This window comes from Ensifer sp. LC163 (genome assembly GCF_001695855.1).
Taxonomy (GTDB): domain Bacteria; phylum Pseudomonadota; class Alphaproteobacteria; order Rhizobiales; family Rhizobiaceae; genus Ensifer.
The window spans coordinates 385,880-410,375 of record NZ_MBSS01000012.1 but is presented as its reverse complement, the minus strand read 5'-3'; the positions used below and the strand labels follow the sequence as shown (position 1 = coordinate 410,375).

The 24,496-nt window shown below is 62.0% G+C and carries 27 protein-coding genes; 18 read left to right on the top strand and 9 right to left on the bottom strand.

Annotation, left to right across the window (positions count from 1 at the left end):
* Positions 1-6 precede the first annotated feature (6 nt).
* The gene (mnhG, locus tag BC360_RS11885; protein WP_065782415.1) at positions 7-357 is read left to right on the top strand and encodes a monovalent cation/H(+) antiporter subunit G; all 351 of its coding nucleotides are present in this window, start codon (positions 7-9) and stop codon (positions 355-357) included.
* Between the two features lie 405 nt (positions 358-762).
* Entirely contained in the window at positions 763-1,194 is a 432-nt protein-coding gene (locus BC360_RS11880) for a MucR family transcriptional regulator (RefSeq protein ID WP_065782210.1), read from the top strand.
* Between the two features lie 144 nt (positions 1,195-1,338).
* On the opposite strand, the gene BC360_RS11875 is transcribed toward BC360_RS11880, so the two are convergent.
* From BC360_RS11875 to BC360_RS11865, 3 genes are all read right to left on the bottom strand, one after another.
* Positions 1,339-1,761 (bottom strand): SufE family protein, encoded by a 423-nt coding sequence (locus BC360_RS11875; RefSeq protein ID WP_065782208.1) that lies wholly within the window; start codon positions 1,759-1,761, stop codon positions 1,339-1,341.
* Positions 1,762-2,130: 369 nt separating this feature from the next.
* Complete coding sequence (locus BC360_RS11870; protein ID WP_065795325.1) at positions 2,131-2,862, bottom strand: hypothetical protein; 732 nt, start codon at positions 2,860-2,862, stop codon at positions 2,131-2,133.
* 207 nt (positions 2,863-3,069) lie between these two features.
* A complete protein-coding gene (locus BC360_RS11865) occupies positions 3,070-3,525 on the bottom strand; it encodes a DUF5330 domain-containing protein (protein WP_065782203.1) in 456 nt (151 codons plus the stop codon).
* A gap of 636 nt (positions 3,526-4,161) precedes the next feature.
* On the opposite strand from BC360_RS11865, the gene BC360_RS11860 reads away from it, so the two are divergent.
* The 3 genes from BC360_RS11860 to BC360_RS11850 all read left to right on the top strand — a co-directional run bounded on the left by BC360_RS11860 (position 4,162) and on the right by BC360_RS11850 (position 7,269).
* Positions 4,162-5,733, top strand: coding sequence for a sensor histidine kinase (locus tag BC360_RS11860; protein WP_065795324.1), 1,572 nt, complete (start codon positions 4,162-4,164; stop codon positions 5,731-5,733).
* A complete protein-coding gene (locus tag BC360_RS11855) occupies positions 5,705-6,670 on the top strand; it encodes a peptidoglycan-binding protein (RefSeq protein ID WP_065795323.1) in 966 nt (321 codons plus the stop codon). The genes BC360_RS11860 and BC360_RS11855 overlap by 29 nt, the downstream gene beginning before the upstream one ends.
* 239 nt (positions 6,671-6,909) lie before the next feature.
* On the top strand, positions 6,910-7,269 hold the full coding sequence (locus BC360_RS11850; protein WP_065782200.1) for a DUF1491 family protein: 360 nt from the start codon (positions 6,910-6,912) through the stop codon (positions 7,267-7,269).
* Between the two features lie 158 nt (positions 7,270-7,427).
* On the opposite strand, the gene BC360_RS11845 is transcribed toward BC360_RS11850, so the two are convergent.
* Positions 7,428-8,507 (bottom strand): DUF2336 domain-containing protein, encoded by a 1,080-nt coding sequence (locus tag BC360_RS11845; RefSeq protein ID WP_065795577.1) that lies wholly within the window; start codon positions 8,505-8,507, stop codon positions 7,428-7,430.
* Between the two features lie 293 nt (positions 8,508-8,800).
* Between BC360_RS11845 and BC360_RS11840 the strand changes: the two genes are divergently transcribed.
* The 3 genes from BC360_RS11840 to BC360_RS11830 all read left to right on the top strand — a co-directional run bounded on the left by BC360_RS11840 (position 8,801) and on the right by BC360_RS11830 (position 10,416).
* On the top strand, positions 8,801-9,487 hold the full coding sequence (locus BC360_RS11840) for an SH3 domain-containing protein (RefSeq protein WP_083222522.1): 687 nt from the start codon (positions 8,801-8,803) through the stop codon (positions 9,485-9,487).
* Positions 9,488-9,644: 157 nt separating this feature from the next.
* Positions 9,645-9,929, top strand: coding sequence for a hypothetical protein (locus tag BC360_RS11835; RefSeq protein WP_065795321.1), 285 nt, complete (start codon positions 9,645-9,647; stop codon positions 9,927-9,929).
* A gap of 313 nt (positions 9,930-10,242) precedes the next feature.
* Entirely contained in the window at positions 10,243-10,416 is a 174-nt protein-coding gene (locus tag BC360_RS11830) for a hypothetical protein (RefSeq protein ID WP_164474925.1), read from the top strand.
* 162 nt (positions 10,417-10,578) lie between these two features.
* On the opposite strand, the gene BC360_RS11825 is transcribed toward BC360_RS11830, so the two are convergent.
* The 3 genes from BC360_RS11825 to BC360_RS11815 all read right to left on the bottom strand — a co-directional run bounded on the left by BC360_RS11825 (position 10,579) and on the right by BC360_RS11815 (position 14,059).
* Complete coding sequence (locus tag BC360_RS11825; protein ID WP_065795318.1) at positions 10,579-11,124, bottom strand: DUF1254 domain-containing protein; 546 nt, start codon at positions 11,122-11,124, stop codon at positions 10,579-10,581.
* On the bottom strand, positions 11,117-11,704 hold the full coding sequence (locus BC360_RS11820) for a DUF1214 domain-containing protein (protein ID WP_065782195.1): 588 nt from the start codon (positions 11,702-11,704) through the stop codon (positions 11,117-11,119). Before BC360_RS11820 ends, BC360_RS11825 begins: the two co-directional genes overlap by 8 nt.
* 150 nt (positions 11,705-11,854) lie before the next feature.
* Positions 11,855-14,059, bottom strand: coding sequence for a transglycosylase domain-containing protein (locus BC360_RS11815; RefSeq protein ID WP_083222521.1), 2,205 nt, complete (start codon positions 14,057-14,059; stop codon positions 11,855-11,857).
* 265 nt (positions 14,060-14,324) lie between these two features.
* On the opposite strand from BC360_RS11815, the gene BC360_RS11810 reads away from it, so the two are divergent.
* Both BC360_RS11810 and BC360_RS11805 read left to right on the top strand, forming a co-directional pair.
* On the top strand, positions 14,325-14,792 hold the full coding sequence (locus BC360_RS11810) for a YcgN family cysteine cluster protein (RefSeq protein WP_065782411.1): 468 nt from the start codon (positions 14,325-14,327) through the stop codon (positions 14,790-14,792).
* A 107-nt stretch (positions 14,793-14,899) separates the two neighbouring features.
* Positions 14,900-15,409, top strand: coding sequence for a GNAT family N-acetyltransferase (locus BC360_RS11805; protein ID WP_065795315.1), 510 nt, complete (start codon positions 14,900-14,902; stop codon positions 15,407-15,409).
* A 63-nt stretch (positions 15,410-15,472) separates the two neighbouring features.
* Here the strand turns inward: BC360_RS11805 and BC360_RS11800 are convergent, their stop codons facing one another.
* Both BC360_RS11800 and BC360_RS32370 read right to left on the bottom strand, forming a co-directional pair.
* Positions 15,473-15,808 carry an MmcQ/YjbR family DNA-binding protein gene (locus tag BC360_RS11800; RefSeq protein ID WP_065782187.1) on the bottom strand — a complete coding sequence of 112 codons (336 nt, stop codon included), beginning with the start codon at positions 15,806-15,808 and terminating at the stop codon, positions 15,473-15,475.
* A gap of 331 nt (positions 15,809-16,139) precedes the next feature.
* Positions 16,140-16,280, bottom strand: a complete 141-nt coding sequence (locus tag BC360_RS32370; protein ID WP_167590826.1) for a hypothetical protein — start codon at positions 16,278-16,280, stop codon at positions 16,140-16,142.
* A 939-nt stretch (positions 16,281-17,219) separates the two neighbouring features.
* On the opposite strand from BC360_RS32370, the gene BC360_RS11790 reads away from it, so the two are divergent.
* The 8 genes from BC360_RS11790 (at position 17,220) to BC360_RS11755 (ending at position 24,305) form a co-directional block, all read left to right on the top strand.
* Positions 17,220-17,474 carry a hypothetical protein gene (locus BC360_RS11790; protein WP_065782184.1) on the top strand — a complete coding sequence of 85 codons (255 nt, stop codon included), beginning with the start codon at positions 17,220-17,222 and terminating at the stop codon, positions 17,472-17,474.
* A 42-nt stretch (positions 17,475-17,516) separates the two neighbouring features.
* Positions 17,517-18,188: a two-component system response regulator FeuP gene (feuP, locus tag BC360_RS11785; protein ID WP_053246831.1), complete on the top strand. Its 672-nt coding sequence runs from the start codon at positions 17,517-17,519 to the stop codon at positions 18,186-18,188.
* A complete protein-coding gene (locus tag BC360_RS11780; RefSeq protein WP_065795313.1) occupies positions 18,178-19,563 on the top strand; it encodes a sensor histidine kinase in 1,386 nt (461 codons plus the stop codon). Before feuP ends, BC360_RS11780 begins: the two co-directional genes overlap by 11 nt.
* Before the next feature lie 172 nt (positions 19,564-19,735).
* Positions 19,736-20,179: a hypothetical protein gene (locus BC360_RS11775; RefSeq protein WP_053246833.1), complete on the top strand. Its 444-nt coding sequence runs from the start codon at positions 19,736-19,738 to the stop codon at positions 20,177-20,179.
* Between the two features lie 91 nt (positions 20,180-20,270).
* Complete coding sequence (gene ccmI / locus BC360_RS11770; protein ID WP_065795311.1) at positions 20,271-21,419, top strand: c-type cytochrome biogenesis protein CcmI; 1,149 nt, start codon at positions 20,271-20,273, stop codon at positions 21,417-21,419.
* On the top strand, positions 21,416-21,868 hold the full coding sequence (ccmE, locus tag BC360_RS11765; protein WP_065782179.1) for a cytochrome c maturation protein CcmE: 453 nt from the start codon (positions 21,416-21,418) through the stop codon (positions 21,866-21,868). The genes ccmI and ccmE overlap by 4 nt, the downstream gene beginning before the upstream one ends.
* Positions 21,865-23,853, top strand: coding sequence for a heme lyase CcmF/NrfE family subunit (locus BC360_RS11760; RefSeq protein ID WP_065795310.1), 1,989 nt, complete (start codon positions 21,865-21,867; stop codon positions 23,851-23,853). The genes ccmE and BC360_RS11760 overlap by 4 nt, the downstream gene beginning before the upstream one ends.
* Complete coding sequence (locus tag BC360_RS11755) at positions 23,850-24,305, top strand: cytochrome c-type biogenesis protein CcmH (protein WP_065795308.1); 456 nt, start codon at positions 23,850-23,852, stop codon at positions 24,303-24,305. The genes BC360_RS11760 and BC360_RS11755 overlap by 4 nt, the downstream gene beginning before the upstream one ends.
* Positions 24,306-24,496 lie beyond the last annotated feature (191 nt).

Below are 24,496 nucleotides of genomic sequence, written 5' to 3'. Positions count from 1 at the left end.
GGACCGATGTTCGAGGCCATCATTGCGCTTTGTGTTGCTGTCCTGCTTGTCGGTGGCGCCATGTTTTCCTTGCTGGCGGCGATCGGTATCGTACGTTTTCCCGACCTCTACACCCGTATGCACGCCGCCTCCAAGGCTGGCACCGTTGGTTCGGGCCTGCTGCTTTTGGCCGCGGGACTGCACTCGCTCGATATCGCAATACTGTTTCGGGCATTGGCAGGTTTCTTTTTCTTCGTACTGACGGCCCCCATTTCCGCTCATCTCTTGGCAAAGGCCGCTCATCAGGCGGGTTACAGGCTGACGAAACAATCGGTCATAGATCAGCTTCCGCAAAAGGAAGAGCCGCGCCGGCATTGAACGGCAACGTTTCTGATTCTGTATTTCAGCACATCGCGATAGATCGCGGCCGCGTTAGCAATTGCGAAATAAAGTTGCTGCCGTCGCCCAAATTTATGTTTGGAATTTTCGCAGATCGATGTTAATCGAGTAAATGTAAAGTGTCGTCGTGGAAAATACTTAGAGCTGAAATTCCAGCTTGAGTTGTGAATATTGGCTGTTGCTTTGAGAGGCTGGTTGATCCAGCGACTCGGCAATAGGTTTCGTGATCAAAATTCCAACTCTTGATATTGCGGCAAGAATTTGTCCTTGCTGCGCGATTGATGGTCTGTCCCAAGGCAGCGAAGGCTTCCCGGCGGCATTTGCATGTATTCCTCTTCCTGAAACATGTTTCGGGTTTGTGCTGAATTCCGATAGGAGAATGAAATGACTGAAACAACGCTTGGCGCGAGCCATGAACTTCTGGTTGAACTGACGGCTGAGATCGTTTCCGCTTATGTCAGCAACCATGTCGTTCCGGCCGCCGAGCTCTCGACGCTGATCGCCGACGTCCATTCGGCTCTCAACAACACGGCTGCACCTGCGCCGGTCGTGGTTCCCGTTGAAAAGCCGAAGCCGGCCGTGTCGGTGCGCAAGTCCGTTCAGGACGACCAGATCACCTGCCTCGAATGTGGCGGTACCTTCAAGTCGCTGAAGCGCCACCTGATGACGCATCACAGCCTGTCGCCGGAAGAGTATCGCGAGAAGTGGGACCTGCCGACCGACTACCCGATGGTTGCGCCCGCCTATGCCGAAGCACGGTCACGCCTCGCCAAGGAAATGGGCCTCGGCCAGCGCCGCAAGCGTCGCGGCAAGTAAGTCGACCTGACGACCATTGCCTTGACCGCGCTCGGCACCGGTCTGGCTTGATGGTTGGAGAGGCATTGAACACAAAGGCCGGGCGTTTGCCCGGCCTTTGTGTTTTCAGTTTGGGAAAATGGCCAATATCAGCGCAGGTTGGTATCAGGCGGCGAGGCGGGTCTCGGCTTCGTTCTTGATGCGCCGGATCATCGAGCGCAGGCCGTTCGCGCGCTGTGTCGACAGATGCTCGATCAGCCCGATCTTGCTGAATGTATCGATGGCATCGAGCCTGGAGATCTCGGAAGCATGCTTGCCGGAATAGATCGCAAGCGCGATGGCGACCAGTCCGCGCACGATGTGTGCGTCGGATTCGCCTTCGAAGACCAAAATCGGATCCTCCGGGTCGCCCGTCACCTGGGTGGCGAGCCAGACCTGGCTGGCACAGCCCTGCACCTTGTTCTCACTGGTGCGCTTGGCATCGGGCATCTCGGGCAGGGCCTTGCCGAGTTCGATCACATAGCGGTAGCGATCTTCCCATTCGTCGAGGAAGATGAAGTCGTCGATGATCTGGTCAAGCGTGGTCATGGTCCGGTCCGATTATCGACACCGTCCGGCGGCGCCCGTCGCCGCCCGAGATCGATGCCTGTGCCGCGATCCACAGCAGTGTTTAAGGTGCCGGGATCGTCGTGACTTTCATATAGGTGATGGTAGCACGGATGAGAACTGCGAATCACCACTCAAACCAACCTGCGCTGATATTGACCTATTGCGCCCGGCCCTTCGGGTGGGTCGTCTGTCGGCCACCCGCAGCATCGCAATCCTCGACCGATGCCAAGGCATCGCTCTGAGGTCCGCTCCTTCCCGGATGACCGCACACGGTCCCAGGCAAGCGGTCAATATCAGCGCAGGTTGGTACCAGTCGCATCAGCGCTCAATTCGGCCGCGCAAGCGGCATCAGATCGAAACGCTTGTGGGGATTGCGATGGCAGCGGCAATCGCGCCGGCTGTCCCGGGTGCGTCGAGAGATGCAATCGAGGTGGTGAGCGCCGCGCCCGCCTTCCTCGCGTCGTCCGCGTCGCTGGCGGCGCCCTTGGCACGCAGATCCTGCTCCGCCTTCCTCAGCAGTTGTTTGAGCTGCTCGGCAAGCGCCTTGAACTCCGCGCTTGTGCTTGCATCGGAGTGATCCTCCGAACTATTGGAGCTGAATTCGCGGTAGGCGCGCTCGGCAAAGGACGATGGCCCGGTCGTGTCGCTGTCCTTGCCGTCTTTGCCACCGGCATTTGCCGTCTCGTCGGCACTTACCTGCATCATCGCCGAGGCCGCCGTTGCTGTTGCAGACGCTGCACCGGCCGCGGCGTCGCCGCCTCCTTCCATGCCAGCCGAGCCACCGCCGGAGAATTGCTGTGCGGCTGCGCCAAGCTGCTGGGCCAACTGTTTTGCAAGCCGTGCAAGCGTCTCCGGGTCCGAGGCCCAGAACCGCAGCATCTGCAGTTGTTCCTTCAGTTCGTCCAGCTTCTTCTTGGCCACGGCCTTGCGATTGGCGGTGGTTTCATCGTCTGCGCGCAGGAGATTGAGAAGGGAAGATCCGTTTCTTTGCGCCAGCGGTGCCGCATCAATGCCGGCCGGCGATCCGACTGTGGTCGCACGCACCGCGCTGGCGTTGGAAAAGAACCCGTATATCTGCATCGGGGCAGCCTCCGCAGAATGTGCGGGGACCTAAACAGCCATGTCTTGTGCGAGCCTGTTGTTGGACAACCCCTCGGTTGCAGGCCGAAAAAGAAAAACGCCGCGAGGGGATGGGATCCTCGCGGCGGCCGCAAGAAGGCGGCAAGTCAGGCAGTGTCAAATGTTGGCCGTCGATGGCAGCGGACGTGTTGCAACGGCAAGAAATGTTTACTGGGTGAGAGATGCCTTAGGGTCGAGGCGCTTTTCCGGAACCGGGGTGCGCTTGAACACCGGAGCGGTCTCTGCAGCGGTCTGTTCGATCGGCGCGACCAGCTGGGTGGCGGCATCGGCCGCCTGGCCGACAGTGCCGGTCGTCACCTTGGCGTCGGGCTTGATCGCATCGGTTTCAGCAAACTGGGTGTCAAGGAATTCATAGGCGATGCGAGCGCCTTCACGGGCCCGGTGGCCGAGAGCGACGAAGGTTTCAGCACCCTTTTCGCAGACCTCGGGCTTCTGGATGCAGATCGCGCTGATATACTGGAAAGCCTCATTGGCGGCCGAGAAGGTATCGCCGAGCTCGACCTTCGGTCCGTGCTCCAGCTTCTCTGCGCTCGATGGATCGAGGAACGGCAGCAGCACCAGCACCATCGAAAACCAGAATGTCGCCTTGATGAGAAACCACATGTTCTGCCCATCCTGTATTCGGCTGCCGCGCCCGCCGGTCTTCTAGCCGGTTTTTCCGCTTTCGGCATCCTGGAGCGCCGCAGTATCCCCTGATACCCGTTCACGCCCACCGTCGTTTCCATGAGGACCGCCGTCTTTCGTCGCCCGGCCCTTTGTTGAGACCGACATTAGGCGGGGAATCACAAGACGGCTTTTCAAAAACCCGCAGCATTTGTTTCGAATTTTAATGAAATTCCCGATTTTCAGGAATTGCCGGGCATTTGTGTCGCATTTTAGCTTTTGCCGTTAAGGTTCGTGGCGGCGGGCCGCCGGCAAAGCCCGAAAGCGTGGGCAACGGCACCGGGGCGCCTTGCCCAAATCCTTAACGAGAGGCGGAAAATGCACGGAAATCCGTTGCTTACGCCCCGTTAACCACAAGAAATGAAGGTCGTCCGAATTGCCTCAAAACGGGATTTTTCAGGCGTTTAGCGCCATTCCGGGACACTCCCGTTTATTCTTTCATTAAGCCGGGGATGCGAGATTCCGACATGTCACGAGGCAGTTCGAATGGCGGTCCGCATGAAGCGGAAACCGGTCACTCACAGCCTCGCAAGAACAACAAATGTGGCAGGGTAAGGCGTGAGCGTATTGCGTGACATGGCTGGCAGATGGACGTCCCGCGTGGACGAGGCCGCTGCCCTGTGGTTGCCTCGCCGCGAGGCCGGCTCCGCCATCGGCCGTCGCGACCTCAAGCGTCTGCGTACCGTTGCAGCAGTCTCCTTGACCGCGCTTCCGGCAGTACCGCTGGCACTCGCGCTCGCCATGCCCGTTTCCTCCGCATTGCCGCTCGGCACCGCTCTGTGGGCGTCCGCCTCGCTGCTGGCCGCTGCTGCTGCCATTGCTCGCGGACGCGGCAGCCAGGTTGCAGAAACGCCTGAGCCGGCAGCACCTGACCTTCCGGATCTTTCGGCCGCCTACGACCTTTTCGCCGGTCTCGTGACCGTGCACGATCTGCGCGGCAACGTTCTCTCCATTCACGGCCGCGACGCGGCGGAGCACCTGACCCTGATGCGCGACCCGGGTGGCCGCGGCTTCATCGAGCAGATCCACGTCTCCGACCGCATCACGTTCCTGAGCGCGATCGACGTGCTGCGCCAGGGCGGTGAGCGGGCAACCGTCGATATTCGCATCGAACGCCAGTTGCTGCCGGCGGAAGGCGAACAGTTCGTCCATATGTGCTGCGAACTGGCGCCGCTGCTCGACCGCAACGGCCGTCTGACGGCGATTCTGGCGCAGTCGCGCGATGTCTCGCGGGAAGCACGGCTGCGCGCCGAAGCTGCGGCGAGAACGGCGGAAGCGGAATCGGCCAACGATGCCAAGACCCGTTTCCTTGCGGCCGTCAGCCATGAACTGCGCACGCCGCTCAACGCCATCCTCGGCTTCTCCGACGTCTTGTCCGGCGAGTATTTCGGCCGGCTCGAAAACGACCGCCAGCGCGAATATGTCAGCCTGATCCACAAGTCGGGCGAACACCTGCTGTCGGTCGTCAACACGATGCTCGACATGAGCAAGATCGAAGCGGGCCGCTACGAACTGGTTCCCGAACCCTTCCGCGTGGCGGAAGCCGTCGCCGCCTGCGAAGCGATGCTGTCGCATCAGGCGCAGGAGAAGGGCGTCAAGCTTGCCAGCCGCGTGACCCGCGGCGTCGGCGAGATCAATGCCGACCAGCGTGCCCTCCAGCAGGTTCTGATCAACCTTGTCGGAAATGCCATCAAGTTCACCGACCAAGGCGGCATGGTCACGATCGACGCCGAACTCGACGGCCCGTTCTTGAAGCTGACCGTCAGCGACACCGGCATCGGCATCGCGGCCGACAAATTGCAGATGCTGGGGCAACCCTTCGTCCAGATCCAGAACGATTATACCCGCCGCTACGAGGGCACCGGTCTCGGTCTCTCGTTGGTCAAGGGCCTTGTTGCGCTTCACGGCGGCGAGATCGCGATCCGCAGCCGCGAGCGCGAGGGCACGGTGATCACCGTTACGCTGCCTGCCGACGGGTCTGGCATCGTCGAGGCCAATCGTGAGGAGCCACGCTCGGCCGTCACCGTCGAATTTCCGCCGCGGCTGAGAGATAACGACACGCAGGTGGTTGCCGATGGTGACCGATTCGAAAGGACGGGTTTGAACGAGGAACGGGGATATGGCGCCGCGCAAGCGAAAACAGCCTGAACGCAAGAAGGCGGCGCGTTCTGCGCCAGGCCTTGCCATGCGTGGGTTGGCTCTCGCCGGCCGCGGTGTTGCGCTTGCTGGCCGGCTGGTGGCCCGCCATCCCTTGAGCGCCGGCGGTTCGGCTGCCTTTGCCGTGGTCTTCTCGTTCGTCGCCGCCAACGCCATGTGGTATCAGCACGGCGCGCATCCATCACCTCTGCTCCGCACCCGCGTGCCGCTTGTCAGCCCGGAGACGGCCGAGCGCATTGCCGCCGCCAAGGGCGCCGAGATCGAACCGCGCAACGTCACTACCTTCGTCATCAAGCGCGAGGACGACAAGGGCACGGAAAGCGTCGAGGACGTGATCGCAGCCGCACCGTCCGAGGCGCCTGCCGAAAAACCGTCACCCGAACGTGTCGCCTCGCTGCCGGTCACGTCCACTCTGGCGTTGGTCGCCGACATCCAGAAGGAACTAAACCGCATCGGCCTTTACGATGGCGTGCCGGATGGGCGCTCGGGCCCACGCACATCAGCCGCGATCCTGCGGTTTGAGAAGCAGGCCGGGCGCACTGAGACGGGGACCGCGAGCGCCGAGTTGCTGCGCACGCTGAGGGCTACGTCCGGCCAGAAGATGGCCGCGGCAATGCCGGCAAGCCGACCCTACGCCGACCCGAAACGGGCCGTTGCCGATGCCGATCCGGTTGCCGCCGCTATCCGCTCGGCCGAGACCGACAAGATGTTCATTCCGCGTGCGGAAATCCCGGTATCGAGTGAGCTGGTTTTGAACATCCAGAAGGGCTTGAGCAATCTCGCCTATGCCGACATCGTCGTCGACGGCGTCGTGGGAGACCAGACGCGCGCGGCCATCCGCCATTTCGAGAAGCACTATCGCCTGCCGCAGACCGGCGAGCCCAATGCGAAAGTGTTGAAAAAACTCAGGGAGATCGGCGCCCTTTGAGGCACGTTCTCACGGTTTCGTCTCCGATGTCGTAAAGGCGATTTGCCTGCCGGATAACTCCTCAAAGCCGCATCGACTTAAGCAGCCGTCCAGCCAGGTTAAGGCATTGCAGCATCGCTGACACGCCATGTTGACCCGCGGCTGCGCAATGCCGGCAGCGACCACCGCGAAAACCAGAACGTGTTCTTTACCACGGCAGCAGATTTGCAAGCCCGGCTCTGCCCGTATACAGGCTCTCCATGCGTCTCAAGTCTCACATCTTCGTTTCCGCATTGTTGCGCCGGGCCTTCGCGCTCGGTGGTTACGCAGCTGTCTTGCGCAAGGGAGCGGAGGACGCCGGCGCGATCTTCATCCGCCACCGCACGCGAATGGGTACCGAGACGCTTTTTGCGCCGGCACCGCAGAACTTCTTCGATGACGGCGCCGACACCGGTCGCAAATTCGAGATCCGCCTGAAGGATCGCGATGGCGACGAGGTGGATGGCGCACTCGCCAGTGAGATCCGTTTCGATCCGGATTGCTGGATCGTCGAGATCGAGTTGGATGATCACTCCGACCTGTTCGACGTCGTAGCGGAAGATGGTGCAAACCTCTCTTGAACCATGTGTGAGAGCTGCTTGACTCTCCACCTGGTGGAGGCCGTTGGACGCTCGCGTGGACGATCAGATCTACTCAATCGGCGAACCTTCCAGACTCTCCGGCATCGCCGTCAGACGTCTTCGCTTCTGCTCGGACAAGGCTCAGTCGTTGCCGGGACCTATCCGCGACCGAAGACGCGCTGCGACTTGGCGCCGCCGGCAGTCTTGGCGACCTTGCGGATGGCCGGTTGCCGCGCATCATTGGCATGGTCGTCCGCAAGATAGGTCTGGTGCCGCGCGGCGGGCGCGCCGTCCCGCGCCTCCGATTGCAGCCATGCGTCGAGCCGTTCGCGGCTCGACGTCGGGTCCATGGCACCGGTCAAGGCTTCTGCGCCGCTGGCGCCGCCGATGCATTCCGCGAGATGTGGATAAAGCGATTGCAGCACGAAGATGAGATCGTCGGTCGGCATCGACAGGGCGATCAGGCTCGTTGCCAGCTGCTGACCGGAGACGTCGAGGAGGATGCGCTCGACCAGGGGCCCGCCGGCATCGAGTGCGGTCGCCAGTGCACGCGAGAACAGGATGATCTCGCCGCTGCGGGCAAAGCGCACCAGGAGGGCGCTCAGCGTGGCGGTGATCGGTATGATGGTGGATGCAGCCGCAGCTGCCTCGTGCGCGCCGGCGCGGGCAAGTGCCTTGATCTCGGCACGCAAGGTTTCTTCGCGCGCGTTTCGAGCTGCCTCGGCGTCAGCATCCGGCTTGGCCGGAGCTGGAGGTTCCGTGACCGGTCGTTGCCGCACGTCCGGTCGGGCGGAAAGGCCGGCGGGGTTGTGGTGTTCGACCAGGGCATCGATCACGGACGGCGACAGGGCCGCACGGCGGGCGATTGCACTGGCATGAGCCGCGGTCTGCTGGCGAATGATGCCGATAAGCGTCCGGTCCGACAGGGCTTGCGAGCGGGTCAGGAAAATGGCGGCGATCGAGATCGGCATGCTGCCGATCAAGGCTGCGACCGGCTCTGGAACATGCGGGCACTGCGACAGGGCGGCGGCGGCCTGACGGCGCGCTTCGCTGCTGGAGCCGAGGAACAATGGCTCGAACAATTCGGCGAATTGCTTCATGTCGGACTTGCGAGGGATCCGCAGGCTTTCGAAACCGCTGACGGTTGCCATCAGGACGACGTCCTTCAAGCGGCCCGTCTGAGGCCTTTCCAACTCACGAAAGCGATCCGTCACGATAAATCCTTGCACGCAAAACATGATCGCCATTGCCGGCGATCCGGAACGGCACACGTCACTAAAAATAAAAGAAAAGCGTTAGCGTACTGTTAACTATGGACGTTGGGGCTTTATTCAGGCTTGCGGCGCGCAAGCGGCCGATAATTTTGTGCGCTTTCGGCCGCAAAGCCCGGCTTGCTGTGCGCTCTGCCGATCCAGCCTTAAAAAATCCACAAGCGGCTTTAAGTGATCGCGGTGACGGTGAAGGGTTCCGGACGCCCGCCGATGTAAGAAGGCCTGGTGAAGAGGGGCCTTCCGATGGGAGAATGCTTACTGTGAAGAAAATGGTGTTGCGCGCGGCGGCCATATGCGCGCTTTTCCTGGCACCGGCAATTGCCGAGGCTGCAGAGGGATTTGCCACCGCCAATGTCAATATGCGGTCCGGTCCAAGCACACGCTATCCGGCAGTCTCGATGATCCCGGTCGGCGAATCCGTTGAAATCCACGGCTGCCTTGCCGATCTGCCCTGGTGCGACGTTTCCTTCTATGGCGGCCGCGGCTGGGTCGCGGGGCGCTATGTGCAGGCGGACTATCGCCGCAACAGGGTCTTTGTCGAACCGCAGTATTATCGTCCGCTGGGCATCCCGACGGTCGTCTTCCAGTTCGATCGTTATTGGGATCGCAACTATCGTGGCCGAGACTTCTATCGCGATCGCGACCGCTGGCGCCGTGGACCGGATTGGGCCGACGATAATCGCCGGCCCCGGGATTGGGAACGCCAGCGCGACCGCGATCGCCGGGACTGGGAACGGGACCGCGATCGCCAGAATTGGGAGCGCGATCGGAGATACGGCGAGCGCTGGGACGATCAGGCAGGCGGCGACGACCGCCGCGACTGGGAACGTCGCCGGGATCGAGACGGCGTACGGGTGCGCGAGGATTTCGAAGATGGTTACGGCGGCGGCGTTCGCCCGGCCCCATTCATTCGATGCCAGGCGATGGATCCATCCTGCGTAGAGTAATGCGCGTGAGATAAAGAGCGGCGAGCAATTCGCCCCAGCTTTCGGACGGGCGGCCCTTGGGTCGCCCGTTTTCGTATTCGTTCGGATTTTCGCGGCCCAGGTTCGGAACCATTGCCGTCGCGGTGCGTTGAAACCGGGCAAGAGAAGGAGCGTTGCAATGGTAGAAAAGAAACTGCAGGCGGTGCGTGATGCGGGAGAGAATGAAGTGGAAGCATCGGCTGCTCGCGTCGAGCTGGAAGCACAGATTGCTGAGTTGCGCGCCGAGATTGCCCGGCTGACCGACAGCGTGGCGGCGATCGGGACTGGTGCCAAAGCGGTTGTTCACAGCGAAGCGGAGTTGATGACGGAGCGTGTGCGAGAGCGTGTCCGTGAAGAGCCGATTTCGACGCTTTTGACGGTTGCCGGCGTTTCCTTCCTCTTCGGCCTGTTGTCCAGGCGCTAGCCTTTCCCCGTTCCGCCCGAAGCTGTTACCCCGGGTACAGTGTTTTGCAATTCCGGGGGACATACTGCCTACAGGTTAGGGTGCAGATGCAGCGTTAACCATCTGTTAACCAGCCTATGGCTCAATCGAGGCGGACCGTCTATGATTGGTCTGCACCACTTGAGCAAGCAGCAACGTCCGGGCGACCGGAAGAAGGAGAAGATGAGAAAAGCGCGCCTGTCCGGGCATTGCCTGGAAAAATGCGCTGGCCCCGAACGGGCAGGGTGAAATCTGTACGGTAGTTCATCCGTCTCAAGCCGATATGGAGACGAGCATGGCAGACGTGATCAGAATGCAGGACCACAAGGTCCAAATGCCACCACGCAGGCCTCCGGCCATATCGGGCGGAGCTAAAGTGCTTCTGTTTACCGGAATCCGCTACGAGCGTCTTGATGGCCGCGATCCGCAGCCAACCGCGCCCGACGGACGTCGGATCAAGAAGCAGTAGACCCGTAGGCACCGCCATGTGCCGGCCGCGTGTGCCCGGCTGAGCACGGCTTTGCTCGTGCCAACAACGCTCCGTCCGTGCGGTCGCGTTTATCTTCTCCACACTATCTAGATAGGAACGGCAAGGCTGAAGGGTGGGTATCCTGCGCCAAGCGCCTTGTGACTAACGACGGAACGGCTCGCAGCTTGATTCCGCCAGGAAATTCCGGACCTGATCCTCGAAGCTGTCAAGCGGCGCCATGGCGCGCAGCACCGCATAGCCATCCTCTTCCTTCATCTCCACCATGATCGATTGTGCCAGAGCTTCCGGCGGCGTCTTGCGCAGTTCCACCAGCTGGATCGGCGTCGCAACCACGAGGTCCAGCCCGCCGTTGACGGCCGTATGGTCGTTCATGCTGAAGACTTCATTCGATGCGCTGTCGAAAACTGCAAGCGACCAGAAAGGCACGGCACCTCTGGCGAGGAAACGCGCCGGACCGTCTGCAATCGAAAAACTGCAGACAGCGGTGCGCAGATAAGGATCGTCATTGCTGAGCCCTGTCGGCCCCGGGGTGCTCGTCAAAGAGAAGAAGCTGTCCATCTCGAGAAGGCCGAGCACGCGCGTATAGGCGTCGCGACCGGTAAACTGCGGCAGCACCAGAACGATGATGATATGCAGCATCGCCGCGCCCACCAGGCCGAGGATGGTGGCGAAAAGAACACTACGCATCGCCGCATCCCGTCTTGACCACCTTCGGCATGGCGAGATCGATGAGGCCGGAGGAGCCTGCCGTCGGTGTATCGAGCAGCGTCAGCACGAGCCGGAACGTCCCGGAGTGTCGCAACGCAAGCCAGTTGTCCGGCTTGGCGATCGGCGAGGCATGGATGGTGAAGGAACTGTCTTCGGCGCGCAGCACTGTCCACGAGTTGATCGCCGAGGGCAGGTCCGAGCCGGGGCGTAACGGCAGGCCGTCGGCGTTTGCGGCGTAAAGCGTCCAGAAACGAGCCTGCGGTGTGAGGCCGGAGACATCGTAGGAGCAAGCGGCGGAGAGTTTTTCGCCCTTGTCGTCGGTCTGCGCGGTAAACGTCAGCCCTTCAGCGCCGCCGTAGAGCAGTTCGCCGGCGCGGGCGCGGTGCGCCTTGGCATAGGGGTCGGCATTCTCGGTCTGCGCTTCGGGGAAAGCGACCCACGGGCCGATCGAGATCGAGCCGAAACCGACGGTCGCCTTCAGCGCCCAGACGGCCGACGCGATGCCGCCGCCGAAGGCAATGGCAAGGGTAAGGGCGACGAGGAGGGGAATTCGGAACAAGGGCGGCTCTATCGAATACGGTTAAGCACCGGCGCAGGGCGCAGCGCAGCCCATGTCTCGCCCAAACGGGCGCGCGACGCAACGGCGATCATTGCGCTGGCCCCGCGGCCGGCATCGATCCGGTCCTTCAATTCGCGGTCTCGAGCCTGTTCAATTTCTGGCGGCATTCGGGAGAACCTGTTGGGAGGAGCCGGCGTCGGCAGCGCCGAGAACGGCGACTTTGCCGCCATTCTTGTCCGGCGCCTTCAAAGCGGGTGCCTGTTCGAAAGTTTCGCCCACCGAACGCAGGAGCCGTGTGACGTCTGCCGATAGCGACCGTGGCCGCACCAATGGAGGCAGGGCATTTTCATCCGGCTTGGCATTGGCGACCTGCGGCTGCTTGCTCGGGGCAGGCACGGGGTTGGTTATCCCCGGAATCTGGCGGTGCTCGATCCCCTGTTCGGCATAATCCATCAGCCGCTTGAAGGTCATTGCCGGCAGCGAACCGCCGGTCATATTGTCGGTCGAGGTATAGTCGTCGTTTCCGAACCAGACGGCCGTCGTGTAGTCGCCGGTAAAGCCGACGAACCAGGCATCGCGATAGGCCTGGGTGGTGCCGGTCTTGCCGCCGGTGACGATGCCGTGGTCGAGTGCAGCCTTGCGTGCGGTGCCGATCACGGGGATCTGCGTCAGCATCGAGTTCATCGAGGCGTTGGCCTGCTCGGAAAGGATGCGCTTGGCCGGAGGCTCATCGCGGGAAAAGTCGTAGAGGATGTCGCCGTCGTAATTCAGGATCTGGCTGATGCCGTGGCGGCGCGATTGTACGCCGCCGGCCGGGAAAACCGCATAGGCCGTTGCCTGGTCGAGCACGGTCACCTCGGAGGTGCCGAGCGGCATCGTCTTGTCGGTGCGCAGCGGCGTCTCGATGCCCATGTTCTTGGCGGTCTGCGCGATCAGTTCCGTGCCGAGCTTGTCCTTGGCGAGACGCACAGGGATCGTGTTGATCGATTTGGCGATCGCCGTCAGGATGGTGATGCGGCCGGCGTAGCTGCGGCCATAATTCTGCGGCGACCAGCCACGCCAGGTGATCGGCGCATCGACGACGACGGTCTCCGGCGTCATGCCTTTTTCCATGGCCGCCGCATAGGTGTAGACCTTGAAGGAGGACCCCGGCTGGCGCAGCGCCCGCGTGGCGCGGTTGAACTGGCTCTCGCCATAGTCGCGACCACCGACCATCGCTCTGACGGGGCCGCCGTTTTCGACCATGACCAGTGCGCCCTGCTTCACATGGAAGCTCTCGCCATATTGCCGAAGGCTGGACTCGACCGAATCTTCGGCCGCGTTCTGCAGCCCCATGTCGATGGTGGTGCGCACGATCAGCGAATGCTGGGCAAACGGTCGGGCGATGCGCTGCACTTCGTCGAAGGCCCAGTCGAGGAAGAAGTCGGGGGCCTTCACCTGGGCGCGATCGATGACCGTCGCCGGGTTGAGACGCGCGGCGATCACCTGTCCTTCGGTCATCAGCCCGCCCTGGACCAGGTTCGTCAGCACCTCGTTGGCGCGGCCGCGGGCGGCCGGCAGGTTGACGTGCGGGGCGTAGCGCGCCGGCGCCTTGAAGAGGCCCGCGAGCATGGCGGATTCCGCCAGGTTGACGTCGGTGATCGCCTTGCCGAAATAGAACTGTGCGGCGGCCGCTGCGCCAAACGTGCCGCCGCCCATATAGGCGCGGTCGAGGTAGAGCCGCAGGATCTCTTTCTTCGACAGGTTGGATTCGAGCCAGACGGCCAGAAAAGCTTCCTTGATCTTGCGCTCGATGGTGCGCTCGTTCGACAGGAACAGGTTCTTGGCGAGTTGCTGCGTCAGCGTCGAGCCACCCTGGACGACGCCGCCGGCGCGCGCGTTCTCGGTCATCGCGCGGGCAAGCCCGAGAAAATCGATGCCGTAATGGTCGAAGAAGCGCCGGTCTTCCGTCGCAAGGACAGCCTTGATCAGGTGATCCGGCAACTCGTCGATCGGCACGGAATCTTCGTGAATGATGCCGCGATGGCCGATTTCATTGCCGTAGCGGTCAAGGAAGGTGACGGCGAAATCGCTCTGCGCCCGCCAGTTGCCCTTGGTTTCCTCGAAGGCCGGAAGAGCGAGCGCCAGCATCAGCACCGCGGCGGCCGTACCCCAGGTCATGCCCTCGCCGAGCACCTCGAAGACCGCCTTCTTCCAGCCGGTGACGCGGAAACGGCGGAAGAAAATCGTGGCGTCTTCCCACCATTGCGAGAGTTTGAACCCGGCATTCCAGACTGTCGAATCGATCCAGGAATCGATTCTCAGAAAGATGTGCCGTTTCTTCGGCCGGTTATCGTCTTTCCTCGGTTCCCGCACGGTCTCAGCGTCCTGAAGGCTTTTGGCATCATGCCGGCGCCGCGCGATATTTGCATGGCGCCAAATTTCACTCTACTTGCATATCGCGCCGGTGGCCTTAAAAAACCGGCAATTTTCTGCGAAATTTCTCTCCTGCACGTTTGCTTTGATCGTCGCCGATTAAAGGACGAAACATGCAGGAACTCAAATCGCTACTGCGACCCTTGCACGTCTGATAAGACGTGCGGCGCAGTAGCGCGACCGATTTGACGAAAGTGTGATGGCGATGGGCGAAATGCCTTTCTGGAAGGCGAAGAGCCTTGACGACATGAACGATGCGGAGTGGGAAAGCCTCTGCGACGGCTGCGGGCTCTGTTGCCTCAACAAGCTTGAGGATTGGGAGACGGCAGAGATCGCCTGGACCTCGATCCGCTGTACGCTGCTCGACGGCGAGAGCTGTCGGTGCAAGGACTATCCGAACCGCCAGGCAACGGTGCCGGATTGCATTCAGCTGACCCCGGATGCGGTGCGTGAGATTACCTGGCTGCCGCCGACCTGCGGCTACCGGCTGGTGGCGGAGGGCCGAGACCTCTATTGGTGGCATCCGCTGCTGTCGGGCGATTCCGAGACGGTGCACGCCGCCGGCATTTCCGTGCGCGGCCGGACCGTTGCAGAAGACGGCATCGACATCGAGGACTACGAGGATTACCTCGTGACCTGGCCGCTGGAAGTTGGCGAGAAAAGCGTACGTTAACAGGGAGCTAGCCGTTCTGGCGGAATCGGTTTCGCAAGGCGGCGCCGTTGCAGGCGTCGCGAAGAGCGGCTAGAGATCGGCGGTATTCCACGTTCTCAGGCATTCCGATGATCAGCACCGACCGCCTCATTCTCCGCAGACCGCTGCTTGAGGATTTTGAACCCTATCAGCAGATGTGGTCCGATCCCGACATCCTGCGTCATATCGCACCGGCTCCCTTCTCCGGCGAGCAGATGTGGACGCGGTTTTTGCGCCAGGAGGGCGGCTGGCAGTTCTTCGGTTTCGGCTATTTCGTGATCGAAGAGAGAAGGTCCGGGCGTTTCGTCGGGCAGGTCGGCTTCCAGGAACTGCGCCGCGAGATTTCTCCTGCCTTGACCGGGACGATGGAAACCGGCTGGACGATCGCGCCCGACGTGCAGGGACGCGGCTATGCCAGCGAGGCGGCGCAAGCGGCATTCGGCTGGGCGCGGGAACATCACGCCGGACGCCGCGTGACCGCTATCGTCAGCCCGGCCAATCTGGCGTCGATCCGGATCGTCGAGAAGCTCGGAATGCGGCCCTTCGCGCAGACGGAATACCACGACAAGCCCGTCACGCTTTTCGACTATATTCTCTGAGACGATTGCCTGCGGGCAGAAGGTAACCTGCAGCCGGCCCTCGAGACGGCGACGCAGGTCGCGTCAGTGATGGCCGTTCTTCTTCACCAGGCTCTTAGGGGCGACGTTGCGCCAGGCTGTTTCCATCGATTGGCGGATGAGATCTTCGTCGGCTTCGACAAAATAGAGCGAGGTCCAGCCCTTGTCGCCCCAACCGCCGGGCACCGCGGCGCAGACGCCCGGCTCCATCTCAAGCAGCATGCGCTGCTGGTCCGGCGTGAACTTGAAGACCGCACGTCCTGCCTCGGGCAGGGACATGAAGATACGCTTGCCCACGCGGAAATCCCGCGTGCCGAAATGGGCATTTTCTTCCGTTCCCGGCAGGCTCAGCGCCAGTTTTTCAATCTCGTCGGATAGCATGGAAAAAAGAGTAGCACGGTTTCTCCGATTGGCCAAAAGGCACGAATTCGCCACATGGCGGCGCCGAAAAGGTCGGTTCGACACGGCGTCCCGGCGATAAAATCGGCGACTTTCTAATCACTGAGGGCGCTAGCGAAGGCAATGTCTCGCCCGCCAGCAGTATGCGGCCGGATGACACACTGAGAAAGAGAACGCCCCTCGGAAAGTAAGGGCTGGCTGCGCTTCACGGGGCGGAGACAAACGAAAGCCGCTCGCGGCATTGACCGCGGGCGGCTTCAAGGTCGATCGGCATAGTATTGTCGACGAGCTTACGCTTATCGCCAGCGCGGGCCTATTCGGCCGGCTGAACGGGCTTCGGCGTCGTCTGACTGGCAGTGCGCATTTCGCGCCATTCGCTTTCGAAACGGTCCAGCAGCGACTGCGGTACCTTGGACTGCTGAGATGCTGGCTGGTTGTTTACGAGCGTCTGCATCCGATCCTCCCGGGCCTGTTGCAAATTTCTGACAAGTTGATGGGCGGACAATTTCACATCGTAAACGCTTTGTAAATCAGTGACTTAAATCATCTAAACGATTGAAAAATATTTAAATCGATTAATTTTCAGGTGATCCACAGCTGCATTCGAGCGGCTTCGAGCCGCGGGCTAATTTCGACGCCATGTGAGTCGGGAAAGCGCTCTTTTGGCCAAGCGGCGCTGGCGAGTGACCGCTATTGCTGCCGGCAAGGGAGCAAGTTCTCTCGGGCGTGGCGTTCCGATGATCGCGGTAAGGATGTCAGATGAGACAAAGGTGGCCCCTCGAAGCGGCCGGAATTCCTGGAGCGGTCGCGGCAGCACCAAACAATGCAGGTGGTTAGATGGCGGATCGGACTCTTCGTCCGAGCGTGCCCACTCAACCCCGCAAGATCCGGACTCAACTTTGGAAGATGTGCGGCCAAGGGATTCAAAGGACTCGGATATTCGAGCCCACTTCAAGTCCTGCCGCAAGACGGCCGACGGAGCCTGCGCCAATCAGGGCCTCGACCGATTACCGGACGATAGCAAAAAGGGCTTAACAAATGGCTGCTCGTGCGAAAGCAACGCAGCCCAGGTCGATTGCCTTTTGGTGATCGACGTTGAAAACAACCGACAAAACAACCGACATGGATAGCCGCTAACATCGGCGCGCTTTCTTGATGTGCGTTGCTTCCGCTTGCCGCGGTTCAGCGCTCAGCACGGGCGCTTGCCAGGAGATGGTTTTCTGCTGTTGGGTTTCGCCGTCGAGGGAATCGTTGCAATCTGCGGTCGGGTCACAGTGAATGTGCGCCTTCACTGATTGCTGTTCGCAGGGCTGGGCGGCCGACATTCATTTGCCATTCAGCCTCTATCGGTTATTGCTTTTTCCATGATGCTTCCCAAGTTGAAAGTGCGTTCATGTCTTCACCAGTGATCATAGCCGCGCTTGCCGCAGGCCTTGCGGGATTTGCTCCGCCTGAGATCAGCGTACCGTCGGACCCTGTCGTCCGTGTGGCCGGCGATTGCAGCGCCGCTGCCCAGCAAGTCGTTTCGGAAACCGGCGGCGAACTGCTGTCGGCACAACCGACCTCCGATGGCCAGTGCGTGATCACGGTGCTCGTGCCGGGCAACGGCGGGCGACCGAAGAAGGTGACCGTAAGGGTGCCGATGTAATTCGCTCGTGAAGACGCTGCGAAAGAGGGGAAGTGGTTACGAATGCGCATTCTGATAGTCGAGGACGACGTCAACCTGAACCGGCAGCTCGCCGAAGTGCTGAAGGAGGCTGGCTACGTCGTCGATCAGGCCTATGACGGCGAAGAGGGGCACTATCTCGGCGACGCCGAGCCCTATGACGCGGTGATCCTCGACATCGGCCTGCCCGAGATGGACGGCATCACCGTTCTGGAAAAGTGGCGCGGCGGTGGCAAGACCATGCCGGTCCTGATCCTGACGGCGCGCGATCGCTGGAGCGACAAGGTGGCCGGCATCGATGCCGGCGCCGACGATTATGTCGCCAAGCCGTTCCACGTCGAGGAAGTGCTTGCCCGCATCCGCGCGCTGATCCGCCGGGCGGCGGGCCATGCAAGCTCGGAAATCGTCTGCGGCCCGGTGCGGCTCGACACCAAGGGATCGAAGGCAACCGTCGACGGGACGGCGCTGAAGCTGACGTCACACGAGTTCCGCCTGCTCTCCTACCTCATGCACCACATGGGCCAGGTCGTGTCCCGGACGGAACTGGTCGAGCATATGTACGACCAGGACTTCGATCGCGATTCCAACACGATCGAAGTCTTCGTCGGTCGGCTGCGCAAGAAGATCGGCAACGACCTGATCGAGACGGTGCGGGGCCTGGGATACCGCATGCAAGCACCCGGCAATGGCAATTAGATCTCTCACGGCCCGGGTATTGGCGGTTTCGACCGTCTGGGCCGTCGTCGCCCTGGTGGTGATCGGGGTGGTCATTTCGGCTCTCTATCGGCAGGGCTCGGAGCGTGGCTTCAAGGACCTCCTGCGCGCCCAGCTTTTCAACGTCGTCAATTCGATTTCGGTCAATGAGAAGACGGTGCTGGCCGGCAGTCCCCAGCTCGGCGACCTGCGCTTTTCCCAGCCGCAGACCGGCTGGTACTGGATCGTCGATCCGATCGGCGAGTTTGACACGCCGCCACTGATCTCGACCTCGCTCGGCAACGCGAAGCTGCCGATCGCGAGCGTTGACGAAGTGCCCTTCGATACCGGCTATGTCCGCTTCTACACCACCAAGGACCCCTTCGGGAACGAGGTCGAAGTGGCCGAGACCGAAGTCGTTCTCGATATTCAGGGCCACACCGCGCGTTTCCGCGTTGCCGGCAATCGTGACGTGCTGGAGGCGGACGTCAACCGTTTCACCCGCAATCTGACGATCGCGCTTTCCATCTTCGGCCTCGGCGGGCTCGGCATGAACGCTCTGACCATTCTCTTCGGTCTGAGGCCCCTCGATCAGGTTCGCCGCTCGCTGGAGAAGATCCGGGCCGGCGAAAGCGAAAGGCTCGACGGTGCCTTTCCACGCGAGATCCAGCCGCTGGCAAACGAAGTGAATGCGCTGATCGACAGCAACCGCCGCATCGTCGAGCGCGCCCGCATGCAGGTCGGCAATCTCGCACACTCGTTGAAAACGCCGATCGCGGTCCTCCTCAACGAGGCCCGCGTGCTTGAGGCGTCACATGGCGAACTCGTAAGAACCCAGGTCGATGCGATGCAGATGCAGGTCCAATCTTATCTCAGCCGCGCGCGGATCGCTGCCCAGCGCGAGTCCGTTCTCGCCCGCACGGAAGCGCAGCCGGCGCTGGAGCGGCTGGTGCGCGTGATGCGAAAGCTCAATCCGGAAAAAGAGGTTCATCTGTCGATCAACCCGCCGGGTCTGGTGCTTGCGATGGAACTGCAGGATGTCGAGGAAACCGTCGGCAACCTGCTCGAAAACGCTGCCCGCCACGCCAAGGGCGAGGTCTGGCTGAATGTTCGTCCGGCCACGAACGAAGAGCATGCCAAGGAAACCGGGCGGCAATGGATCGTGCTCGACGTGGACGATGACGGAGCGGGCCTCGACCCCGATCAGATCGCGCTGGCGATGAAGCGCGGCAAGCGATTGGATGAGAGCAAGCCGGGAACGGGCCTCGGTCTTTCGATCGTCAGTGAAATAGTACGGGAATATCAGGGCACTCTGACGCTGTCGCGCCGCGATGAGGGCGGACTGCGCGCCGAGCTCGTGCTGCCGGCTGCGGTTTAGGTGTCACAGTGGCGCGCGAAAGTATCGCGCCGACGGCCCTTCCGGTTGCCTCTGTCAACAGGGAATGCCAAAAGAAAATCAAAGGGAAGTCTCCGCTCGGCCCGGCCAGTCGGCGCAGTCGGAGCCCCGCAGTAGAGAGTACATGTCGCGGATCATGAGGAACCAGGCAGAAATGACACGAACGATTGTCGTCAGCGGCAGGATCGCGGTGATCGCGTCGGCGGTGGCTCTTGCCGGCTGCAGCACCACCTCGGGCGGGCAGACCGCGGCGGCGGGGCTGGGCGCAACCGCGACCCGCAGCGTGTCTTCGACGACTTACATCGCGGCGCTTCAGGGTGGTGTTATCGGTCGGCTCAGCAATCTCGATATCGGAACGTCGGACCGCCAGCGTGCGCTCGAGGCCGAGTACCGTGCGCTGGAGGCCGCTCCGGGCGGTCAGCCGGTCAACTGGCAGGGGCGCAGCGTCACCGGTTCGGTCGTCGCCGCCGCACCCTATCAGGTCGGTTCGCAGAACTGCCGCCAGTACAGCCACACCGTGACCGTCAAGGGACAGCCGACCACGGCGCGCGGTGCTGCCTGCCGGAATTCCGACGGTAGCTGGACACCGCTGAGCTGACCGGATTTCCGGTTGCGGCGAAACGCCTCAAATCTCTGTCATTGCAGGTTTTCGAGTTGGAATGGCATGGGTGCCATAGTATTGAGCATCCATGTTGTTCTGGATCCTCGTCGCGACCCTGACGGCGGCTGTGGCTGCCGTGCTCATCCTCCCGCTGTTGCGGGCGGCAGCGCCCGCATCGTCTCCGCATAGTCATGATATCGAAGTCTATCGCGACCAGCTCGACGAGCTGACGCGCGATCAGGAGAGCGGTCTGATCAGCGGCGACGATGCCGAGCTCGCCCGCGCCGAGGTCGCCCGCCGATTGCTTGCGGCCGGCGAGATCGATCGTACCGCGGAACCGGTCGCAACGACGCGCCGCGGCTTCAACATCCTGGCGCAGGCCTTCGTGCTGCTCTGTCTTCCCGCCATCGGGCTCTGTCTTTACCTGTTCACAGGCAGCCCGGGTGTTCCGGCGCAGCCGCTGGCGGCACGCCTTGCCGATCCCGGCGCCGATATCAACATTCTGATTGCGCGGGCCGAAAACCACCTGGCGCAGAACCCGAACGATGGTGCCGGCTGGGAGGTGCTGGCGCCGATCTACATGCGCAACGGTCGCGTCGAAGAAGCGGTCACCGCCTATGACAGCGCTGTGCGCCTGCTGGGCCCGACGCCGGCACGGCTGGGTGGCTATGCCGAAGCGCTGATTACGCTGTCGGGCGGACTGGTGACCACCGAGGCGCAGTCGGCGCTGCGCCGATCCCTCGCCATCGACCCGAACGATCCGCGTTCCGAATTCTATCTTGCCCTCGGCCTGAAGCAGGAAGGCAAGAAGGACGAGGCGCTGGCAGCCTTCAACCGGCTCATCGCCGGTTCCCCGGCGGATGCGCCGTGGGTGCCGCTGGTCAAACAGCATGTGGCCGAGCTCTCGGGTGGCGCTGCCGGAAATGCTGCGGGTGCTGCACCGGGAAATCCGAGCGCGGACGATATCGCCGCGGCGCAGGACATGAGCGCCGGCGACCGCGAGGAGATGATCCGCGGCATGGTCGAAAGCCTGGCGAGGCGTCTCAAGGAAGATCCTGCCAATGCCGAAGGCTGGGCGCGGTTGATCCGTTCGCATGTTGTGCTTGATCAAAGAGATCAGGCGGCCGCCGCCCTAAAGGAAAGTCAGAAAACCTTCCCGGCGGACGGCGAACAGGGAAAACAGCTGCTTGCGCTCGCCCGTGAACTCGGGATTGAGACCGACGGAGAGACGCAATGACGCGCAAACAGAAGCGACTGGCGATCATCGGCGGGGGCGTCGGCTTTCTGACGCTTGCCGTTCTCCTGGTGATGTTCGCCTTCAGCCAGGCGATCGCCTATTTCTACGTGCCGAGCGATCTCGCCAAGGCCGACGTGCCGCCGGGAACGCGCATCCGTCTTGGCGGCCTGGTCGAGGCCGGCTCGGTCAAGCGCGGCGACGGCAAGACGGTGACCTTCACCGTCACCGATACGCTGGGCCAAGTGCCTGTGACCTATACCGGCATCCTGCCGGACCTGTTCCGCGAGGGGCAGGGCGTTGTCACCGAGGGCACTTTCGTTGCCGGCAGCTCCGTCTTCGTTGCGGATTCCGTGCTCGCCAAGCATGATGAGACCTATATGCCCAAGGATGTCGCCGACCGCTTGAAGGCGCAGGGTGTCGAACTCAGCGGGAAGGAAACCGTTCGATGATCATCGAACTTGGACATTATGCGCTGGTTCTGGCGCTGGCGACTGCCTTCGTGCAGGCCGCCTTGCCGATCCTCGGCGCCAGGCGCAACGATCGCGCCCTGATGGAACTCGCCTCCAGCGCAGCGGTTGCCTGCTTCCTGCTCGTCGCCTTCGCCTTCGCGGTTCTGACCTTCGCCTACGTGACGTCGGATTTCTCGGTCCGCAACGTCTGGGAAAATTCGCATTCGCTGAAGCCGCTGATCTACAAGATCTCCGGCGTCTGGGGGAACCATGAAGGATCGATGCTGCTCTGGCTCTTGATCCTGGTGTTCTTTTCGGCGCTGGTCGCCACCTTCGGCCGCAATCTGCCGGAAACGCTGAAGGCGAACGTGCTCGCCGTCCAGGCCTGGATTGCGTTCGCGTTCACGCTGTTCATCCTCCTGACCTCCAACCCTTTCGCCCGCCTGATCCCGGCGCCGGGCGAGGGCAAAGACTTGAACCCGATCCTGCAGGACGTCGGTCTCGCCATCCATCCGCCCTTGCTCTATCTGGGCTATGTCGGCTTTTCCGTGTGCTTCTCCTTCGCCATCGCTGCCCTGATAGAAGGTCGCATTGACGCGGCCTGGGCGCGCTGGGTGCGCCCCTGGACCCTTGCCGCCTGGACATTCCTCACCGCCGGCATCTCCATGGGCTCCTACTGGGCCTACTACGAGCTTGGCTGGGGTGGCTGGTGGTTCTGGGATCCGGTCGAAAATGCCTCCTTCATGCCTTGGCTTGCCGGCACTGCGCTGCTGCACTCCGCCCTGGTGATGGAGAAGCGCGAGGCGCTGAAGATCTGGACCGTGCTGCTCGCGATCATGACCTTTTCGCTGTCGCTGCTCGGCACCTTCCTCGTCCGCTCCGGCGTGCTGACCTCGGTTCACGCCTTCGCCACCGACCCGACCCGCGGCATCTTCATCCTTGCCATCCTGGTCTTTTTCATCGGCGGCGCCTTTTCGCTGTTTGCCTTCCGCGCGTCGCGGCTAAAGGCCGGCGGCATCTTCGCGCCGATTTCGAGGGAAGGCGCTCTCGTCTTCAACAACCTCATCCTGACGACGGCGACCGCAACCGTGCTGACGGGCACGCTCTATCCGCTGGTGCTCGAAGCGCTGACCGGCGACAAGATTTCGGTCGGGCCGCCCTTCTTCAACATGACCTTCGGGCTGTTGATGCTGCCGCTTCTGTTCGCGGTGCCGTTCGGTCCGCTGCTTGCGTGGAAGCGCGGCGATCTCATCGGTGTCGCCCAGCGGCTGTTTGCGGCGGTTGCCGTCGGTCTCGTCGTCGGCAGCGGCTATTATTATGCGATGAACGGCGGGCCCATCCTCGCTTTGTTCGGCATTGCGTTGGGCGTCTATCTGATCGCCGGCTCGCTGACCGATCTGGCGCTACGGTCGGGGCTCGGCAAGGTTGCGGGCAACGTCGCCTGGAGGCGGTTCTCCGGCCTGCCGCGCTCGGCCTTCGGCACTGCCCTTGCGCATATCGGTCTTGGCATCACGCTGATCGGCATCGTCGCCGTCACCGCTTTCGAGACCGAGACCGTCGTCGAGATGAAACCGGGCATGACGGTGGACGCCGGAGGCTATACCCTGCGCTTCGATGGCATGCGCAATGGCAGTGGCCCGAATTACTCCGAGGAATCCGGGCATTTCACCATCAGCAGCGGTGGCGTCGTCGTCACCGACATCTGGTCGTCGAAGCGGCTGTACCAGGCCCGGCGCATGCCGACGACGGAAGCCGGCATCCGCACGTTCGGCCTGAGCCAGCTCTATGTCTCTCTTGGTGACCAGATCAGCGAGGGTGGCATCGTCGTGCGCATCTGGTGGAAACCGATGATCCTGTGCATCTGGGGCGGAACGCTGTTCATGATGGCGGGTGGTTTCGTCTCGCTCAGCGATCGTCGCCTGCGTGTCGGCGCGCCGACACGCGCCAAGCGGCCGAAGACGATCGCGGTGGGGGCGGCCGAATGAACCGTTTGCTGCTTGCCTTTTTTCTGTTTCTGGCGTCGCTCGGCCCGAGCTTCGCGGTCAATCCGGATGAGGTCTTGCCCGACCCCGCACTTGAAGCGCGGGCGCGGGCGATCTCGGCCGAGCTTCGCTGCATGGTCTGCCAGAACCAGTCGATCGACGATTCCAACGCCGAGCTTGCCAAGGATCTCAGGGTTCTGGTGCGCGAGCGGCTGGCAAATGGAGACAGCGACGAAGCGGTGATCGACTATGTTGTCTCCCGCTACGGCGAGTTCGTGCTGCTGAAGCCGCGGTTCGAAACCAAGACCATGATCCTCTGGGGCATGCCGGTCCTGCTTCTGCTCATCGGCGCCGTGACCCTGCTGGTGGCGGCACTCAGGCGCGGTCGACAATCCCGCGGCACGCCGCTTTCCGACGACGAGAAGGAAAAGCTGAAGAAGCTGCTTCAGCCCTAGAATCTACTGCATGTTTCCTTAAATCGTAGCCGATTCAAGGAGAAAACATGCAGCAATTCAAAGTGCTACAGCGACCTTTATGCGTCTGAAAAGACGCAGGGCGCTGTAGGCGCAACGCGTCGTTTCCGGCAACCTTCGCCAACATTACCAAAAATTCATCTTCCGGACAGAACTCAGTAAGGTCCCATCCG

Bases quoted from the DNA above. Each gene is read 5' to 3' on its own strand.
- BC360_RS11845 (WP_065795577.1), bottom strand. From the start codon at position 8,507: ATGTTTTGCGTGCAAGGATTTATCGTGACGGATCGCTTTCGTGAGTTG.
- ccmI (WP_065795311.1), top strand. From the start codon at position 20,271: ATGTTGTTCTGGATCCTCGTCGCGACCCTGACGGCGGCTGTGGCTGCC.
- BC360_RS11860 (WP_065795324.1), top strand. From the start codon at position 4,162: ATGGCTGGCAGATGGACGTCCCGCGTGGACGAGGCCGCTGCCCTGTGG.
- feuP (WP_053246831.1), top strand. From the start codon at position 17,517: ATGCGCATTCTGATAGTCGAGGACGACGTCAACCTGAACCGGCAGCTC.
- BC360_RS11830 (WP_164474925.1), top strand. From the start codon at position 10,243: ATGGCAGACGTGATCAGAATGCAGGACCACAAGGTCCAAATGCCACCA.
- BC360_RS11775 (WP_053246833.1), top strand. From the start codon at position 19,736: ATGACACGAACGATTGTCGTCAGCGGCAGGATCGCGGTGATCGCGTCG.
- BC360_RS11850 (WP_065782200.1), top strand. From the start codon at position 6,910: ATGCGTCTCAAGTCTCACATCTTCGTTTCCGCATTGTTGCGCCGGGCC.
- BC360_RS11760 (WP_065795310.1), top strand. From the start codon at position 21,865: ATGATCATCGAACTTGGACATTATGCGCTGGTTCTGGCGCTGGCGACT.
- ccmE (WP_065782179.1), top strand. From the start codon at position 21,416: ATGACGCGCAAACAGAAGCGACTGGCGATCATCGGCGGGGGCGTCGGC.
- BC360_RS11875 (WP_065782208.1), bottom strand. From the start codon at position 1,761: ATGACCACGCTTGACCAGATCATCGACGACTTCATCTTCCTCGACGAA.
- BC360_RS11865 (WP_065782203.1), bottom strand. From the start codon at position 3,525: ATGTGGTTTCTCATCAAGGCGACATTCTGGTTTTCGATGGTGCTGGTG.
- BC360_RS11790 (WP_065782184.1), top strand. From the start codon at position 17,220: ATGTCTTCACCAGTGATCATAGCCGCGCTTGCCGCAGGCCTTGCGGGA.
- BC360_RS11800 (WP_065782187.1), bottom strand. From the start codon at position 15,808: ATGCTATCCGACGAGATTGAAAAACTGGCGCTGAGCCTGCCGGGAACG.
- BC360_RS11805 (WP_065795315.1), top strand. From the start codon at position 14,900: ATGATCAGCACCGACCGCCTCATTCTCCGCAGACCGCTGCTTGAGGAT.
- BC360_RS11835 (WP_065795321.1), top strand. From the start codon at position 9,645: ATGGTAGAAAAGAAACTGCAGGCGGTGCGTGATGCGGGAGAGAATGAA.
- BC360_RS11880 (WP_065782210.1), top strand. From the start codon at position 763: ATGACTGAAACAACGCTTGGCGCGAGCCATGAACTTCTGGTTGAACTG.
- BC360_RS11870 (WP_065795325.1), bottom strand. From the start codon at position 2,862: ATGCAGATATACGGGTTCTTTTCCAACGCCAGCGCGGTGCGTGCGACC.
- mnhG (WP_065782415.1), top strand. From the start codon at position 7: ATGTTCGAGGCCATCATTGCGCTTTGTGTTGCTGTCCTGCTTGTCGGT.
- BC360_RS32370 (WP_167590826.1), bottom strand. From the start codon at position 16,280: ATGCAGACGCTCGTAAACAACCAGCCAGCATCTCAGCAGTCCAAGGTA.
- BC360_RS11810 (WP_065782411.1), top strand. From the start codon at position 14,325: ATGGGCGAAATGCCTTTCTGGAAGGCGAAGAGCCTTGACGACATGAAC.
- BC360_RS11755 (WP_065795308.1), top strand. From the start codon at position 23,850: ATGAACCGTTTGCTGCTTGCCTTTTTTCTGTTTCTGGCGTCGCTCGGC.
- BC360_RS11855 (WP_065795323.1), top strand. From the start codon at position 5,705: ATGGCGCCGCGCAAGCGAAAACAGCCTGAACGCAAGAAGGCGGCGCGT.
- BC360_RS11780 (WP_065795313.1), top strand. From the start codon at position 18,178: ATGGCAATTAGATCTCTCACGGCCCGGGTATTGGCGGTTTCGACCGTC.
- BC360_RS11825 (WP_065795318.1), bottom strand. From the start codon at position 11,124: ATGCGTAGTGTTCTTTTCGCCACCATCCTCGGCCTGGTGGGCGCGGCG.